The organism is Corynebacterium uberis, from assembly GCF_020616335.1.
Classification (GTDB): domain Bacteria; phylum Actinomycetota; class Actinomycetes; order Mycobacteriales; family Mycobacteriaceae; genus Corynebacterium; species Corynebacterium uberis.
On record NZ_CP085051.1, the window covers coordinates 216,346 to 230,931 of the forward strand.

A 14,586-nucleotide genomic window follows, 5' to 3' on the forward strand; every position below is an offset into this window, starting at 1 on the left:
CGGAAGATAAAGCAAGCCCGGCGCGGGCCGGGCGGTGCGGCTAGCTGAACATGCCGCGTTCGGAGGACTCCAGCTTCTTTTGGGCGGAGCCGGGAACAAGGTTCTTCAGTTCCTTGGCCGACTCGATGGTCTTCTTCGGGGCGCCGATCTTCTTGACCTTCTTAAAGCCCACCAGGGCCAGCACGCCGGCGGCGACGATCATCACCAGGAAGACGATGAGGTAGGCGGCCCAGCGGTCCAGCCAGATCGCCAGGACCTCGGCCAGGGCGATGAAGAAGAAGAAGGAGCTGTACAGGGCGATGACCCCGGCCACGCCGAACAGTCCGCCGCCGATGGCCCCCTTCTTGGCCTCCGTGGCAAGCTCGGTCTTAGCCAGCTCGATCTCGGAGCGCACCAGCGTGGACATCTGCGAGGTGGCGTTGCTGACCAGGGTGCCAATGGACTGGTTGCCCGTGGAGGCGTCAACGTCGCTCAAGGGAATCGAGTTGACCTTTGGGGCGAAGTTTTGCGCGGTGTCCGTGTACAGACCGTCCTTGTTGCTCGCGGTGCTCACGTGGTTCATCCTCCAAGGATTAAATGATTCTGGTGTATCGGTGTCGGTGTCGGGGTTATCCTTCGACATTCTCCCACACAGTGTAGTTGCCGCCCATCCTGCCACGAATGGTCGCCATAAGAGCGTTACGGTGGTGCCATGACTGGTTTCGGCTGGGAGGAGTTGGGCGCGCGTGCGGAGCTGGGCGCTGTGGCGCAGGCGGCGGCGGACGCCATTGCGGCTGTTCATCGCCGCCCGGTGAGCCTGCGCAAGCCGGAGCTCACCGGCGCGGAATCCGTGCTGCGGGGTGCGCGCATGAGTGCGCTTATCGACGCCCCCTCCTCCCGCAGCCTCGACCCGGACGATCCCGGTGTGCGCCGCGCCATCGATGTCTATTCGGTCTTGGCCCCCAGCGTGGCGCAGCAGACCGCCCGCGCGTTGACGCGCTCGCCCATGCAGGTGCTGGCGCGCATGGATGTGCTCGCCGGGGGTCCGGGTAGGCCCTTAAGCGATTTTGCCGCGCAGCGTGTGCTGCGCCTGGGCCAGCTCATCAGCGATACCCGGCCGCGGGGTCGCCTGGGTGATGCGCTGATCCCCCAGGTGGTGCACGCGGAGATCCTGGTGGCGCGCCCCTTTGGCGCGCGCAGCGGGCTTATCGCGCGGGCGGCGTGCCGGGCGATGGCGGTGGCTAGCGGCTTCGACCCGCGGGGCCTGGCCGTCCCGGAGACGTACCTCAACCGCAACCGGGCGGCGTACCTGGAGGCGCAGGCCGGGGCGGAGACGGTAGGCCTGATCCGGTTGGTTGTGCAGGCCTGGGCGGCAGGGGCGCAGGAGGCGGAGGGCATCGCCCGGGCGGCGGGCTGAGGGCACGCCGTCACGGGGGCTGGGCTGGGGTTGTGGCAAGGAAAAGTGCAGGTCAACGCGGTGATTGAAAAATGTTTGGCGGTGGGCTTGCCACGGTGGGAGAAGGTGTGTCATAATCGTCCGTGCAAGGCCCCGATATACTGTGTGGCCTGCCCCGGTCCACCCCCCCCGAGACCGGGTTACTGACGGCCCGCGCACACCCCCCCCCGAGGCGCGGGCCGTCCCTTATGTCCGGATACTTTTGCGGCGCCACTGTGCTGTGTGTTCATGCGTGTCAGTATCGCCGGTCTATGCCGCGGAGCTGTGCCGTACGTTCGAGTTATCCACAGCGCGGTAGTGACGCGTCACCAAAATGGGCAGTTATCCACAGCCGGAGGCCACGGGCCTAGCTGAGTCGGCGGACGGCCATGAGACTCAAGACCCATGAGGTCATCAACACTGAGCGCACAGGCCGCCCGGCTGGACAGTCGGCCGAGCCACCCCGTCCTGGTGGTCTGCGCCGACCCCGCCATCCACCCGGAGGCCAGCCACATCGCCGCAGCCTGCGGTCACGGAACGGTGTCCACCCTGGAGCCGGCCACCATCGCTCGCCTGTGGGAGCGGGCCACCGCGGTGCTCGTGGACGCCCCGGGGACGCAGGCCTGGCTGGCCGCCGGCACTGCGCCGCGCCCCGGGGTGTTTTTCCTCGCCGCAGAACCCGGGCCGGTTGCTGATTCCCAGGTGGTTGCCGCGCGGGCAGAAGCCGGCTTTGTCCTGCCCGCGCAGGCCGCGGAGGTGCTGCGCGCCATCGCTGCTGCTCAACAAGCGACACGCCAGGCCACCCCGACCCAGCGAGAGGGGCTGAGCCAGGGCACTGCACGCGGTAGCGCCCGCCTGGGCCAGCCCTCCCACCAGCCAGTTATCGGGGTGTGCGGGGTAGTCGGTGGTGCGGGGGCGAGTACCACGGCCGCGGCCCTGGCCGTTGCCGCGGGTTCGGGGGCCGTGCTCGTTGACGCGGACGCCCATTCCGGGGGCGTGGACCTTTTCTTAGGCCTTGAAGATAGCCCCGGGGCCCGCTGGCCGGACGTTCATCTTGCGGCCGGATCCACCCCGTGTGCGGACCTGCTGGCCGCGTTGCCTACTACCCGGGCCGGGGTCTGCGTGCTGTCTGCGGCGCGCTCGACGGTAGACACCGGGTACCGGTTGCGGGCCGCGGAACTGCGCGGGGCCATTGCCACCCTGCGGGGTGGACACGGCCCGGTGATCGTGGATATTAATGCCCGCGGTGAGCTCGCCGAGGCGGCGTGCGAGGAGTGCGATCACCTCATCGTGATTGTGCCCCCAGAGATTCGCGCCGGGGCGGCGGCCGCGCGCACCCTAGCGCGGATGCGCACCGGGCAGGCCCGTCTGCACCTGGTGCTGCGCGCCCGGGGCTGGAGCGGACTGGGGGTCCACGACGTAGAACGGCTGACAGACGTTGCCGTGACCGGCCAGATTCGGACGCACCCCAAGGTGGCCAAGCTGGTGGAGACCACAGGGTTGGCCGGCCGACTTCCGGCGGGACTGGGCAAGGATCTGCGCCCGCTGCTGGCCGCCTGCTGTGGACAGGGGCAGCCATGACCGCCGCAGCGACAACCCGGCATGATGCCTTGGTGCACGCGGTCCAGGCCCGGCTGGCCCGCAGCGCGGGAAGCGCCGCACTGGATGCAGACGCGCTGGCCAACCTGGTCCGAGAAGAAGCCGGAGTGATCAGTGACTTGGACATGGTCGAGGTGCTGCGCCAGTTGCGCCACGAGTCTCATGGGACGGGCGCCCTCGAACCGCTGCTGAGCATGCCGGGGGTGACGGACGTGCTTGTCAACGGACCGGACTCCATCTGGTTTGACCGTGGCTGCGGTCTTGAGCGGGCGACGTCGATAAGCCTCGGCGATGATGCCGCGGTGCGCAGGCTGGCCACGCGCTTGGCGCACAGCTGCGGAACCCGGCTCGATGATGCGCAGCCCTTCGCCGGTGGCAGGCTGCTGCGTGAGGACGGCTCTACCGTACGCATGCACGCCGTGCTCGCGCCGCCGTCTGAGTCGGGCACCTGCCTGAGCCTGCGCGTGCTGCGCCAGGCCACCCTCAGCGTGGCCGGTTTGGTCGAACGGGGCACACTCAGCCCCGCGCTGGCGGCCATCCTTCAGGCGATGGTCGCGCGCAGGTGGTCCTTCCTCATCGTCGGCGGCACGGGATCGGGAAAGACGACCCTGCTGTCCGCGCTGTTGTCCCTGGTACCGGACACGGAACGCATCCTGTGCATCGAGGACACCCCGGAGCTTGCCCCGCGCCACCCGCACGTGGTCAACCTGGTGGGACGGCCCGCCAACGTGGAGGGTCACGGCCAGATCACCCTGTCCATGCTGTTGCGCCAAGGGCTGCGGATGCGCCCGGATCGCATCGTGGTCGGGGAGATCCGCGGCGCGGAGATCGTGGATCTGCTTGCCGCCTTGAACACGGGCCATGACGGCGGGGCCGGAACGGCGCACGCGAACTCCATCGCCGAGGTCCCCGCCCGGATTGAGGCGCTGGCCGCGCTGGGCGGATTGGAACGCACCGCCGCGCACAGCCAGCTCGCCGCGGCGGTGCGCGTCATCCTGGTCATGCGCCGGGGTGCCGATGCCAAGCGCCGCCTGGCCCAGGTAGGGACCGTGCGCCGCGGCGCGGACGGGCTCGTGGAGACCACCGTGGTCTGGGACGTCGATGCGGGGCCACAGCCCGGCTTTGCGCCGCTGTGTCACGCCTTGGGCGTGCCGGAGAGCCTGCCGGAGGACCCGGAGCTGTGTGCCGCGAAGGAGCCGCAATGATGGGCGCGTGGGGGTGGACGTGTGCCCTGGCATTGGGAGCCGGCGCGCTGGCGGTGGGCACGGTGGTGCGTCCGGCGTGGCGGATCCTGCCCGCCGGCATGGCGCTGATTCCGGGGCGCCACGGCTGGGTGCTGGTCGCCTGCCTAGTCGGCGGGCTTGCGCTGTGGGCCCAGCAGGCCTCAGGCGTCATCGCCGTCGGGATGGGGGTGGCCACGGCGGTACGCCTGGTCGCCCGGATGCGGGCGCAGCGTGCGCTGGCTCGGCGTCGGGCGGCGTTGGCGCACCTGCTGGGCCTGTTGGTCACCCAGCTGGAGGCCGGCACGGATCCCGGCCGGGCGGTCGCGCAGCTGGCCCGCCATGCCCAGGAACCCCACGCGGCGAGCCTGATTCCGGAGCTGCGCGCCCTGGCGGCCACGGAAGGCGCGCAGCACACCGACGCCCTGCTTGCTCCCATCGCCGCGGTGTGGGCGGCCTCCCGGGAGCATGGGGTGCCGTTGGCCGGGCTGCTCAGCCAGGCGCAGGCGCGTCTCGACGCCGCCGTACGCCAGCGCAGCTCCACCGCCGCCGCGCTGACGGGCCCCACCTCCACCGCGGTGATCCTCTCCGCGCTGCCCGTCGCGGGGCTGGGTTTGGGCGCGGCCATGGGGGCGCACCCGGTGCGGGTGTTGACCTCCGGCGGCCTGGGCGGCCTGCTGCTGGTCGTGGGGATGGCCCTGCTGTGTGCCGGGGTGTTGTGGTCCCAGGCCATCATTGCGCGGGCGGGGGTGATCGCATGACTCTGGCATTGCTGCTGGCCAGTGTCGCGTGCCTGCTCGGTGATCCCTGTGCTGTCCGACGACTCGGCGATCTCCCGCGGGCTCGCGACGGCCCGCCGCCCGCCCGGCGGTTCCGGTCGCGCCGCACCAATTGGCAGTTGCTGTCCGCGGAGATCAGCGCGGATGTGGATCTCTACGCCGCCTGCGTGGAGGCCGGGTTAAGCACTGCGACGGCGGCGCGCGTTGTAGCCGGATGTTGCCGCAGCCCGCGGGTCCGTGCGGTGTGGGCCACGGTGGCCGCCTTGGCGGCTATCGGGGTTCCCGCCCAGCGTGCCTGGGAGGCGGCGGCCGGGGTGCCGGGGCTTGAGCAATTGGCCCAACTGGTCTCTAGCTCACAGCAGTCCGGTGCCCGCGTGGTCGAGGGGGCGCGGCGCATCGCCCAGTCGTTGCGCCAAGACAGCGCTGATAGTGCCACCGCGCGTGCCGAGCGCGCCGGGGTGCTCATCGCCATGCCGCTGACCCTGTGTTTCCTGCCCGCCTTTCTGATCCTGGGGCTTGCCCCGGTGATCATCAGCCTCGCCGCGGAGCTGTTGGCCTAGCTCGTCATCGCTGGGCGCGATACAGCGCCGCAGGCGCAATCTCTGAGTAGTCATTCATCAGTTCTCGAGCTCAAAAGGAGAGTTCACACCATGTTCCACAGCACTTTTTCTACCCGCCTGTTCACCGCCGCCACGCGCGCCCATGCCCGGCTGCGGGAACGCCTGGACACCGATTCCGGGCTGTCGACCATCGAGTACGCCATGGGCACGTTGGCCGCCGCAGCGCTAGCCGCCGTGTTGTATGCGGTGGTCAATAGCTCGGCGGTGTCGAGCGCCATCCAGAACATCATCACCGATGCGCTCAACAACATCCCGGGATAGCGGCGAGTCCGGCTCGGTGACCATTGAGGCCGCGCTCTCCCTCGCGGTGCTTATCACCGTGTTTGCCGCCATCGTCGCGGGAATGGCCACGGTGGCTGCCCACATTGCGGCTATCGACGCCGCCGGGGCCGCCGCGCGCGCCGCCGCCATCGGGGTGTCAGCACCACCAGATGGTCGGGCCACGGTGTCGATCACCCAGCACGATGGGTGGGTGCGTGCGCAGGCCACCGTCGGCTCGCCCCTCGGGGCGCGCACCGCCACCGCGGTTTTCCCGCAGGAGGTGGCGGCCCCGTGAGGCCTCGACGCCATGAGGAGGGTTCAGCCACCGTGGCGGCCGCCGGCATGGTTGTGGCGCTGGTGAGCCTGCTGGGGGTGATCGTCGGGGCGGCCAGCCAGGTTGTCGCGGCGCATCGGGCCCAGGTGGCCGCAGACATGGCCGCGGTCGCTGGCGCTTGGGAGGCCTTCGGCAGCGGCGCGGCCTGCCAGGAGGCCAGCCGGGTCGCGGCGGCCAATGGGGCGCAGATGCGCTCCTGCGCGCGGGAGGGAGCAGACGTGGTGGTCACGGCGACGGTGGGGCGTCGGCACGCCACCTCCAGGGCGGGCCCGCTCTAGGCGGGGGCGCCCACCATGGTGACCAGGGCGCCCAGCAGGGTGATCGCACCCTGCTTGTCCAACGGCTGGTTGCCGTTGCCGCACTTGGGGGACTGGACGCAGGACGGGCAGCCCGCTTCGCAGGGGCAGGAGCGGACCGCCTCGAATGTGGCGGTGATCCAGGCGGAAAACTCGGCGTAGCCCAGGTCGGCGAAGCCGCTGCCGCCGGGGTGGCCGTCATAGACAAACACGGTGGGCAGTCCGGTGTCGGCGTGCAAGGCGGTGGAGACTCCGCCGAGGTCCCAGCGGTCGCACGTGGCCAGGAGGGGCAGCATGCCAATGGCGGCGTGCTCGGCGGCGTGCAGGGTGCCCGGGACCGCGGCGTCGGAAATGCCCATGGCCCGCAGCGCCAGGGGGTCAATGGTGTAGGCCACGGCCCGGGTGGTCAGCTGGTCCGGCGGCAGATCCAGGGGGGTGTGGTCGAGGACGGTGCCATCGGATAGCCGGGTGATATACCCAGTGACGCGGCGGGTGACCTGCACGTCCACGTTGGCTACCCACAACCCTGGCGAGGGGTTCCACAGGTGTTCGGGGTCCGGTCCGCCCAGGATGCGGATGTCGGTGTCTGAGGTGGCGGTGGTGGAGTAGTCGGGACGCTCCGGGTGCACCAGCGCCACGCCGTCGTCGAGGTCGAGCTCGTCGACGACATAGCTGGTGGATTGGTGCAGGTAGACGGCGCCTTCGAAGAGCTGTGAGGTGGCGCGCGCGGCGTCGATAGTGCCCAGCAGCCGCCCGTCGGTGGCATCGCAGATGAGGACCTCCGCGCCGCTGCCGCCGCGCAGGTTGACGGCCGCGTGCGCGGTCTCTGGGGTGAGGTAGCCGGGGCCGAAGGGGTCGTCCGGGTCGTCTGCCCGGGCGTCGCGGGCCCCGGCGTGCAGGGCCACCGGAAACCAGCCGGTGGGGCGCCGGCGCAGCAGCCCTTCTGCGGCGAGATCTGCAACCACGTCCGTGGCACCCAAGGCGGCCACCTCGGCGAAGGCTAAGGGGCGCTCAACGGCCGCGCAGTAGAGGTGTCCGCGCAAAACATAGGGGTTGTGCGGGTTGAATACGGTGCGTTCGAGGGGCCGGCCGAGCAGGGCCTGCGGGTGGTGGAGGAGGTAGGTGTCCAGTGGGTCGTCGCGGCCGACAAAGACCACCAGGCTGGATTGGCCGCGCCGCCCGGCGCGCCCGGCTTGCTGCCAGAAGGAGGCCACGGTGCCGGGGAAGCCGGCGACGATGACCGCGTCGAGGGACCCGACGTCAATGCCCAGCTCCAGGGCGTTGGTGGTGGCCACCCCGAGGAGGGTGCCGTCATCGAGTTCGCGTTCGAGTCGGCGGCGGTCCTCGGCGAGGTAGCCGGCGCGATAGGAAGCCACCCGGCTGGCCAGGTCGGGGCGCCCGGCGAGGCGGAGTTCTTCCGCGGCGCGTAGGGCCACGGTTTCCGCGCCGTGGCGGGAGCGCACGAAGGTCAGTGTGCGGGCGCCCTGGCTGATCAGGTCGGCCATGAGTTCGCCGGCTTCCGTGTTGGCGGCGCGGCGGATGGGTTCACCGGCGGCGTCTTCGCGTCCTTCCAGGAAGCCGGGTTCCCACAGCATGACGGTGCGGGTGCCAGTGGGGGCGGTGTCCGTGGTGACGGTGGCAATCGGCTCGTCGTCGGTGGCCCCGATGAGGCGGGCGGCGTGCGCGCCGGGGTCGGCGGCGGTGGCGGAGGCGAGGATGAAGGTGGGGTGTGATCCGTAGGCGGCGGCGATGCGGCGTAGTCGGGCGATGACTAGGGCGACGTTGGCGCCGAAGATGCCGCGGTAGGTGTGGCATTCGTCGATGATGACGTAGCGCAGGTGGCGCAGGAGCCGCACCCAGCGCGGGTGGTGGGCGAGCAGGGAGGTGTGCACCATGTCTGGATTGCTAAAAACAAAACGGGAGCGCTCGCGAATGCCCGATCTGGCCTCGGTGGGGGTATCGCCGTCGTAGGGGGCCGGGTGGATGTCGGCGAGCTCGGGCACGGTGCGTGTGAGGCGTTGGACGGTGGCTAGTTGGTCTGATCCTAGAGCCTTGGTGGGGGTGAGGTAGAGGGCGCAGTCGTGGGTGGTGGTGGCTAGTCGGGAGAGCACGGGCATGAGGTAGCCCAGCGATTTCCCGGAAGACGTGCCGGTAGCTATCACCACATGCTGGCCATTCCATGCGTAGGTGGCGCAGGTTACCTGGTGCGCGTAGGGGCGCTGGATGCCTGCGTCATCCGTCCAGTAGTCGCGCAGTCCGTCGGGTAGCCAGTCGGGCCAGTCGGCGTAGGCGGCGGGCCGCGGCGGGATTGTTTCGGCGTGGGTGCATGTCGCAGTGGGGTGGCGGTAGTGGAGCAGGGCCCCCAATTCGTGGCCAATTTCGACAGGGGCAACCTGTGTGTGACCGCGATCGGGGGTAGGGGCCTGAGGGGACTGCTCCCCGTGACCTGCTTGTTTTCCGGAGTTGATGGACATCTAAGGCCCGATACTATCGCTGCGAACGGATTCGTGACACACTGTTGTTAGGTCGCAGTTTTCTGTGCGCAGTGTCAAGGCGCTCGCAAGAGATCTACCGCGGGCGTCCAGGGCGTCGTCGCTGTTTGTCAGCTAGTCGTTTTCTGGGAGTTCGGTGCGGCCGCACCACCCGTGGCGGGGGGTAAATCGACTCCCGCCACTTTCCAACCCAAGAAAAGGTGTGCAAAAAATGGCACAGGGAACTGTCAAGTGGTTCAACGCGGAGAAGGGCTTCGGCTTCATTGCTCCCGAGGACGGCTCTGCCGACGTGTTCGTTCACTACTCCGAGATCCAGGGCAGCGGCTTCCGCAGCCTGGAGGAGAACCAGCGCGTTGAGTTCGAGATCGGCGAGGGCGCCAAGGGCCCCCAGGCCCAGCAGGTCCGCGCTCTCTAGGACCCTCCTAGGGCAGTAACCCCCGCCCCGCCCGCAGGTTGACCTGCGCGGTGGGCGGGGGTTTTTGCTTGCCGACGCCCCGTGCGCACCGTAGGCACAGCGTGGGTGCGGGAGGGAAAGGGGCGTCGATAAGCGATGATCAGGCCGCGGAGGTGGCGGTGATGACCTCGTGGTAATCGGAGAAGCGGGCGCGCAGCCGGTCGATGAGGATGCCCACGGCAAAGCCCATGATGATGCCCAGCGCCATGCCCACCAGGGGATAGTCCTGGACCACCCAGCCGCCGAGGTAGCCGATGAGGCTGGCCTGCAACGCCCACACGGTCACGCCGATGGTGTCAAAGAGGAAGAAGCGCCACCAGGAGTAGCGGGTGGCCCCCAGCATGATGGTGAGCACCCAGCGTGCCCAGGGGATGAACCGGGCGATGATGATGGACAGCCCCGCGCGCCGGCGCATGGAGTGGTTGACCCAGCGGGCGGCGCGGGCGAGCTTACTGCGCGGGTTTGCGTTGCGGATGATGTGAACGAAGCGAGTGCCCAGGGCGTAGCAAATATTATCCCCGATGATCGCCGCGATCATGCCCACCGCGATGACCCCGCGCAGGCTGGGCCGCCCGGTGGCCCCCGCCCAGGCGCCGGCCATGGAGAGCAACGATTCGCCGGGGAAGATAGGGCAGAGGCAGTCAAGGATGATGAACGCCCCGCAAATGGGGTAGAACATCGCGTGGGTTACAAACAGCTCGATGAGGCTGGTGAGCTGATCTGCCATCGATTGTCCTTTGCTGGTGGTTTCTTTTCTGGTGGGTGCTTGCCGGCGCGGGGGCGTCGAAAAGCTTTGGGGAACAGGTTTCTGACTAGCCTAGACTGCGTGCTTGCGCACAGCCTGTGGGGGCGGTAGCGCGGCGCTGATTTTTTGCGCCCACTGCCCCCGGTGGCCCCCGCGGGTGCGCTGTTTGGGGGCAGCGAAGGGGCAGTAAGCGGGCGGGGAGGCGGCGGGTATCTGCCGCAGCCCATGCAAGCGGAGCATTAAATACTGTGTACGGTGTAGCAGTAGTGGGACCGCCGCGTCCTCGATTCGCTGCACCCAGGACGCCGTGTTCATGCAGTGAGACGCCCCTTAAAGGTGTGGCGGCGTGGTGCGTGGGACGCGCGTGGGTGCCGTGTTTGGTAGGAATTGCGGGTGGCGGTCAGCGCCCCCGCACCCGCGGCACACCGGTGACACATCCGTGGCACGCCGGTGGCGCACCAGTGGTACGACGGCAGCACGACGGTAGATCGCAAAGACGAAGAAAAGGACGGGTTTCCCGTGGCAGCAGCTCAGGGATCGGGTAAGAAGCGCCTGGTCATCGTGGAGTCGGCGACGAAGGCGAAGAAGATCCAGCCCTACCTCGGCGATGATTACATCGTGGAGGCCTCGGTGGGTCATATCCGTGACCTGCCGCGTGGTGCCGCGGACGTGCCCGCGAAATACAAGAAGGAACCCTGGGCGCGGCTGGGCGTGGACACCGAGCACGGCTTTACCCCGCTGTACGTGGTCAGCCCCGAAAAGAAGAAGAAGGTTGCGGACCTGCGCCGCAAGCTCAAAGAGGTAGACGAACTCTATCTAGCCACAGACCCCGACCGGGAAGGCGAGGCCATCGCCTGGCACCTGCTGGAGGTACTCAAGCCCAAGGTGCCGGTGCGCCGCATGGTGTTCAACGAGATCACTAAGCCCGCCATCATCGAGGCCGCCAACAACACCCGCGAGCTGGACGCCAACCTGGTCGACGCCCAGGAAACGCGCCGCATCCTCGACCGCCTCTACGGCTATGAGGTTTCCCCGGTGCTGTGGAAGAAGGTCATGCCGCGGCTGTCGGCGGGCCGGGTGCAGTCCGTGGCCACGCGCGTGATCGTGGAGCGCGAGCGCGAGCGCATGGCGTTCGTCTCCGCCCAGTACTGGGACGTGACCGCGGAGCTGGATACGGGGGCCGGGGCGGCGTCGGCAAGCGGTGCGCCAGCGGACGGTGCGTCGGCAGGCGGGGCGTCGGCAAGCGATGCGGATAACCCGTGGACCTTCAGCGCGCGGCTGACGGGGCTCAATGGGCGTCGAGTAGCGCAGGGACGCGACTTCACCGACCGTGGCGAGCTGAAGGATGCCGCCGCGGTCACGGTGATCGATGAAGCCGGCGCGACGCGGCTGGCCGAAGGGCTGCGTGGCCGCGAACTGGCCGTCACCGCGGTGGAGGACAAGCCCTACACCCGCCGGCCCTACCCGCCGTTTATGACCTCCACGCTGCAACAGGAGGCCGGCCGCAAGCTGCACTTCACCTCGGAGCGCACCATGCGCATCGCGCAGCGGCTCTACGAAAACGGCCACATCACCTACATGCGTACGGACTCCACCTCCCTGTCCGCCCAGGGTATCGACGCCGCCCGCGCCCAGGCCGCGGAACTCTACGGGCAGGCATTCGTGGCGGACGCCCCGCGCCGCTATGACCGCAAGGTGAAAAACTCGCAGGAAGCCCACGAGGCCATCCGTCCGGCGGGCGAACACTTTGCCACCCCCGGCGCCCTGCGCGGACAACTGGACACCGAAGAATACAAGCTCTACGAGCTGATCTGGCAGCGCACCGTCGCCTCCCAGATGGCGGACGCCAAGGGCACCTCGCTGAAGGTGACCATCGCCGGCACGGCCGCCACCGGGGATGAGGCGGAATTCTCCGCCACCGGGCGCACCATCACCTTCCCCGGCTTCCTGCGCGCCTACGTGGAGGTCTCCCAACTGTCCGACGGCCGCTCCATGGCAGACAACGCCGAGCGCCGGCTGCCGCAGCTGCGCCAGGGCCAGCGCTTGGCTACTCAGGACGTGACCGCGGACGGGCACTCCACCAACCCGCCTGCCCGCTACACGGAGGCCAGCCTGGTCAAGAAGATGGAAGAGCTGGGCATTGGGCGCCCGTCCACCTACGCGGCGATCATCAAGACCATCCAGGACCGCGGCTACGTCATGTCCCGCGGCAACGCGCTCGTGCCCTCCTGGGTGGCCTTCGCGGTGGTCGGCCTGCTGGAAAACAACTTTGACTCCCTGGTGGACTATGACTTCACCTCCTCCATGGAGGACGAACTCGATGAGATCGCCGCCGGGGACCAGGACGGCACCCAGTGGCTCACCAGCTTCTACTTCGGCGACGCCAACGCCCCCGACGACCTCGCCGACGCCATCGCCCGGCGCGGCGGCCTGAAAACCCTCGTGGGCGAAAACCTCGAACACATCGACGCCCGCCAAGTCAACAGCCTGCACCTCTTCGACGACGAGAACGGCCGCCCCGTCGTCGTGCGCGTCGGCCGCTACGGGCCCTACATCGAACGCCAAGTCGGCGTCGGCGCTGACGGCGAACCCGAATACCAGCGCGCCAACCTGCCCGAATCCACCACCCCGGACGAGCTGACCCTCCAGGCCGCGGAAAAGCTGTTCGCCACCCCGCAGTCGGGGCGCGAACTGGGCACCAACCCCGACAACGGGCGCATGATCGTGGCCAAGGAAGGCCGCTACGGCCCCTACGTCACCGAGCTGGTGCGCGACGACGAACAGACCACCGCCCAGGAGTGGGCCGAAGGCATCGTCGCCGAAGAACGCGCCGCCGAAGACGCCCAACGCGCCGCCGAAGGCAAGCGCGCCAAAAACTGGGAGACCAAGACCGCCGCGAAGCAAAAAGACAAGCGCATCGCCCAGCTCATCGACGAGCGCCTCAAGCCCGGCACCGCCTCGCTCTTCGCCTCCATGGAACCAGCCACCGTCACCCTCGACGACGCACTCAAGCTGCTCTCCCTGCCCCGCGACGTCGGCGTCGACCCCTCCGACGGAGAAGTTATCACCGCCCAAAACGGCCGCTACGGCCCCTACCTGAAGAAAGGCAACGACTCGCGGTCCCTGGCAAGCGAAGACCAAATCTTCACCATCACGCTTGACGACGCCCGCCGCATCTACGCCGAACCCAAACGCCGCGGCCGCGCCGCCGCCAAACCGCCACTCAAGCAACTCGGCGACAACGACGTCTCCGGCAAACCCATGACCGTCAAAGAAGGCCGCTTCGGCCCCTACGTCACCGACGGCGAAACCAACGCCTCGCTACGCCGCGGCGACACCCCCGAAACCATGACCGACGCGCGCGCCAACGAACTCCTCTCCGAACGGCGCGCCAAAGAAGCCACCGGCGGCGGTCCCGCCACGCGCAAGAAAGCCCCGGCAAAGAAAACGGTGAAAAAGACAACCAAGCGGGTAGTCAAGGCAGGATCGCGGAAGAAGTAGCTCACCGTGACCCCCATGACCGCGGGCGTAGAACTCACCCGCCAAGGCGTCCGCGCCCTCGCCGCCGCCATCGACCGCGCACGCACCAGCCCCCGCCGCGCCGCCTACCTGGCCCTCGGCGAAGCATCCAGCTGGCTGCCCCCGGTGCGCCCTATCGTCCCGCTGGCTCTGCCGCGCCCCGACATCGCCGCCGCCACAGCGCAGGCCGCCCTGCTTATCGACGCCCCCCGTGCCCGCGCCCTCCACGTTGCGGCTCGCCTCGGCGAGCAAGTCGGCCACGGCGTCGGGCTGTGGCGCCGCGGTGCGCGGCCGCAGCCCGTTCTGGTGGGCGTCTATGCGGTGGTGGCGGCTGGTGCTGCTTTAGGTGGTGTTGCTGTCGGTGGTGCTGCTGCCAGTGGGGGGTGTGTCTTCGGTGGGGGGTGTGTCTTCGGTGGGGGGAGTGTCTTCGGTGGGGAGCGGGGCGTCGAGAAGCGGGCGTGGGCTGCGGCGGTGCCGGTGCTGGGTGCGGCGGCGGTGGCCGCGCTGGGGCAGGATCGGCGCATGATTGCGCGGGAGGATGCGGCTGGTGAGGGCATCGGGCATGGGGTGAATCTGCTGCTCGCGGCGCAGGTGGCGCAGGCGTGTGTGGAGCCGCGGCTGTCTGCGGTGCGGCGCAGGTGGGTGCGGGTGCTGGTGCGCGCGGCGATACAGGACGTGCGGGTGATCGGCATGATGCTGCTCGCCGACGGCCTCCGGGTGCAGGAGTAGGGCTGGTGACCAGCATCATGTAAATAGGTCGCTCGCGGGGTGGTGGGGGATGGAAAGTGCGTGCTAATATGGTGGCAACGCACCGGGGAGGATACGGGGTGTTGGGGAATGAACCAGGCACGTG

The 14,586-nt window shown here is 69.0% G+C and carries 14 protein-coding genes; 11 read left to right on the forward strand and 3 right to left on the reverse strand.

Annotated features, from left to right (window positions below):
- Positions 1 to 40: 40 nt before the first annotated feature.
- Complete coding sequence (locus LH390_RS00970; RefSeq protein WP_399524714.1) at positions 41 to 562, reverse strand: phage holin family protein; 522 nt, start codon at positions 560 to 562, stop codon at positions 41 to 43.
- 129 nt (positions 563 to 691) lie between these two features.
- On the opposite strand from LH390_RS00970, the gene LH390_RS00975 reads away from it, so the two are divergent.
- The 8 genes from LH390_RS00975 to LH390_RS01010 all read left to right on the forward strand — a co-directional run bounded on the left by LH390_RS00975 (position 692) and on the right by LH390_RS01010 (position 6,505).
- Positions 692 to 1,396, forward strand: coding sequence for a hypothetical protein (locus tag LH390_RS00975; protein WP_227281025.1), 705 nt, complete (start codon positions 692 to 694; stop codon positions 1,394 to 1,396).
- 423 nt (positions 1,397 to 1,819) lie between these two features.
- The gene (gene ssd, locus LH390_RS00980) at positions 1,820 to 2,995 is read left to right on the forward strand and encodes a septum site-determining protein Ssd (protein WP_227281024.1); all 1,176 of its coding nucleotides are present in this window, start codon (positions 1,820 to 1,822) and stop codon (positions 2,993 to 2,995) included.
- Positions 2,992 to 4,218, forward strand: coding sequence for a TadA family conjugal transfer-associated ATPase (locus LH390_RS00985; protein WP_227281023.1), 1,227 nt, complete (start codon positions 2,992 to 2,994; stop codon positions 4,216 to 4,218). Before ssd ends, LH390_RS00985 begins: the two co-directional genes overlap by 4 nt.
- Positions 4,215 to 4,994, forward strand: a complete 780-nt coding sequence (locus LH390_RS00990; protein WP_227281022.1) for a type II secretion protein F — start codon at positions 4,215 to 4,217, stop codon at positions 4,992 to 4,994. Before LH390_RS00985 ends, LH390_RS00990 begins: the two co-directional genes overlap by 4 nt.
- Positions 4,991 to 5,572, forward strand: a complete 582-nt coding sequence (locus LH390_RS00995) for a type II secretion system F family protein (RefSeq protein ID WP_227281021.1) — start codon at positions 4,991 to 4,993, stop codon at positions 5,570 to 5,572. Before LH390_RS00990 ends, LH390_RS00995 begins: the two co-directional genes overlap by 4 nt.
- 90 nt (positions 5,573 to 5,662) lie before the next feature.
- Positions 5,663 to 5,893, forward strand: a complete 231-nt coding sequence (locus LH390_RS01000) for a DUF4244 domain-containing protein (RefSeq protein WP_227281020.1) — start codon at positions 5,663 to 5,665, stop codon at positions 5,891 to 5,893.
- Positions 5,868 to 6,188: a hypothetical protein gene (locus LH390_RS01005; RefSeq protein WP_227288246.1), complete on the forward strand. Its 321-nt coding sequence runs from the start codon at positions 5,868 to 5,870 to the stop codon at positions 6,186 to 6,188. The genes LH390_RS01000 and LH390_RS01005 overlap by 26 nt, the downstream gene beginning before the upstream one ends.
- On the forward strand, positions 6,185 to 6,505 hold the full coding sequence (locus LH390_RS01010) for an Rv3654c family TadE-like protein (RefSeq protein ID WP_227281018.1): 321 nt from the start codon (positions 6,185 to 6,187) through the stop codon (positions 6,503 to 6,505). Before LH390_RS01005 ends, LH390_RS01010 begins: the two co-directional genes overlap by 4 nt.
- On the opposite strand, the gene LH390_RS01015 is transcribed toward LH390_RS01010, so the two are convergent.
- The gene (locus LH390_RS01015; RefSeq protein ID WP_227281017.1) at positions 6,502 to 8,997 is read right to left on the reverse strand and encodes a DEAD/DEAH box helicase; all 2,496 of its coding nucleotides are present in this window, start codon (positions 8,995 to 8,997) and stop codon (positions 6,502 to 6,504) included. The genes LH390_RS01010 and LH390_RS01015 overlap by 4 nt on opposite strands.
- Before the next feature lie 229 nt (positions 8,998 to 9,226).
- Between LH390_RS01015 and LH390_RS01020 the strand changes: the two genes are divergently transcribed.
- Positions 9,227 to 9,430 (forward strand): cold-shock protein, encoded by a 204-nt coding sequence (locus LH390_RS01020; protein ID WP_227281016.1) that lies wholly within the window; start codon positions 9,227 to 9,229, stop codon positions 9,428 to 9,430.
- 139 nt (positions 9,431 to 9,569) lie between these two features.
- Here the strand turns inward: LH390_RS01020 and LH390_RS01025 are convergent, their stop codons facing one another.
- Positions 9,570 to 10,196: a DedA family protein gene (locus LH390_RS01025; RefSeq protein ID WP_227281015.1), complete on the reverse strand. Its 627-nt coding sequence runs from the start codon at positions 10,194 to 10,196 to the stop codon at positions 9,570 to 9,572.
- A 537-nt stretch (positions 10,197 to 10,733) separates the two neighbouring features.
- Between LH390_RS01025 and topA the strand changes: the two genes are divergently transcribed.
- Positions 10,734 to 13,715, forward strand: a complete 2,982-nt coding sequence (gene topA / locus LH390_RS01030) for a type I DNA topoisomerase (RefSeq protein WP_227326835.1) — start codon at positions 10,734 to 10,736, stop codon at positions 13,713 to 13,715.
- Positions 13,716 to 13,721: 6 nt separating this feature from the next.
- Positions 13,722 to 14,462 carry a hypothetical protein gene (locus LH390_RS01035; protein WP_227281013.1) on the forward strand — a complete coding sequence of 247 codons (741 nt, stop codon included), beginning with the start codon at positions 13,722 to 13,724 and terminating at the stop codon, positions 14,460 to 14,462.
- Positions 14,463 to 14,586: the final 124 nt, after the last annotated feature.

Excerpts from the sequence above, each read along its gene's own strand:
- ssd (WP_227281024.1), top strand. The coding sequence starts at position 1,820 with ATGAGGTCATCAACACTGAGCGCACAGGCCGCCCGGCTGGACAGTCGG.
- LH390_RS00990 (WP_227281022.1), top strand. The coding sequence starts at position 4,215 with ATGATGGGCGCGTGGGGGTGGACGTGTGCCCTGGCATTGGGAGCCGGC.
- LH390_RS00970 (WP_399524714.1), bottom strand. The coding sequence starts at position 562 with ATGAACCACGTGAGCACCGCGAGCAACAAGGACGGTCTGTACACGGAC.
- LH390_RS00975 (WP_227281025.1), top strand. The coding sequence starts at position 692 with ATGACTGGTTTCGGCTGGGAGGAGTTGGGCGCGCGTGCGGAGCTGGGC.
- LH390_RS01025 (WP_227281015.1), bottom strand. The coding sequence starts at position 10,196 with ATGGCAGATCAGCTCACCAGCCTCATCGAGCTGTTTGTAACCCACGCG.
- LH390_RS01015 (WP_227281017.1), bottom strand. The coding sequence starts at position 8,997 with ATGTCCATCAACTCCGGAAAACAAGCAGGTCACGGGGAGCAGTCCCCT.
- LH390_RS01005 (WP_227288246.1), top strand. The coding sequence starts at position 5,868 with ATGCGCTCAACAACATCCCGGGATAGCGGCGAGTCCGGCTCGGTGACC.
- LH390_RS01020 (WP_227281016.1), top strand. The coding sequence starts at position 9,227 with ATGGCACAGGGAACTGTCAAGTGGTTCAACGCGGAGAAGGGCTTCGGC.
- LH390_RS01000 (WP_227281020.1), top strand. The coding sequence starts at position 5,663 with ATGTTCCACAGCACTTTTTCTACCCGCCTGTTCACCGCCGCCACGCGC.
- LH390_RS00995 (WP_227281021.1), top strand. The coding sequence starts at position 4,991 with ATGACTCTGGCATTGCTGCTGGCCAGTGTCGCGTGCCTGCTCGGTGAT.
- LH390_RS00985 (WP_227281023.1), top strand. The coding sequence starts at position 2,992 with ATGACCGCCGCAGCGACAACCCGGCATGATGCCTTGGTGCACGCGGTC.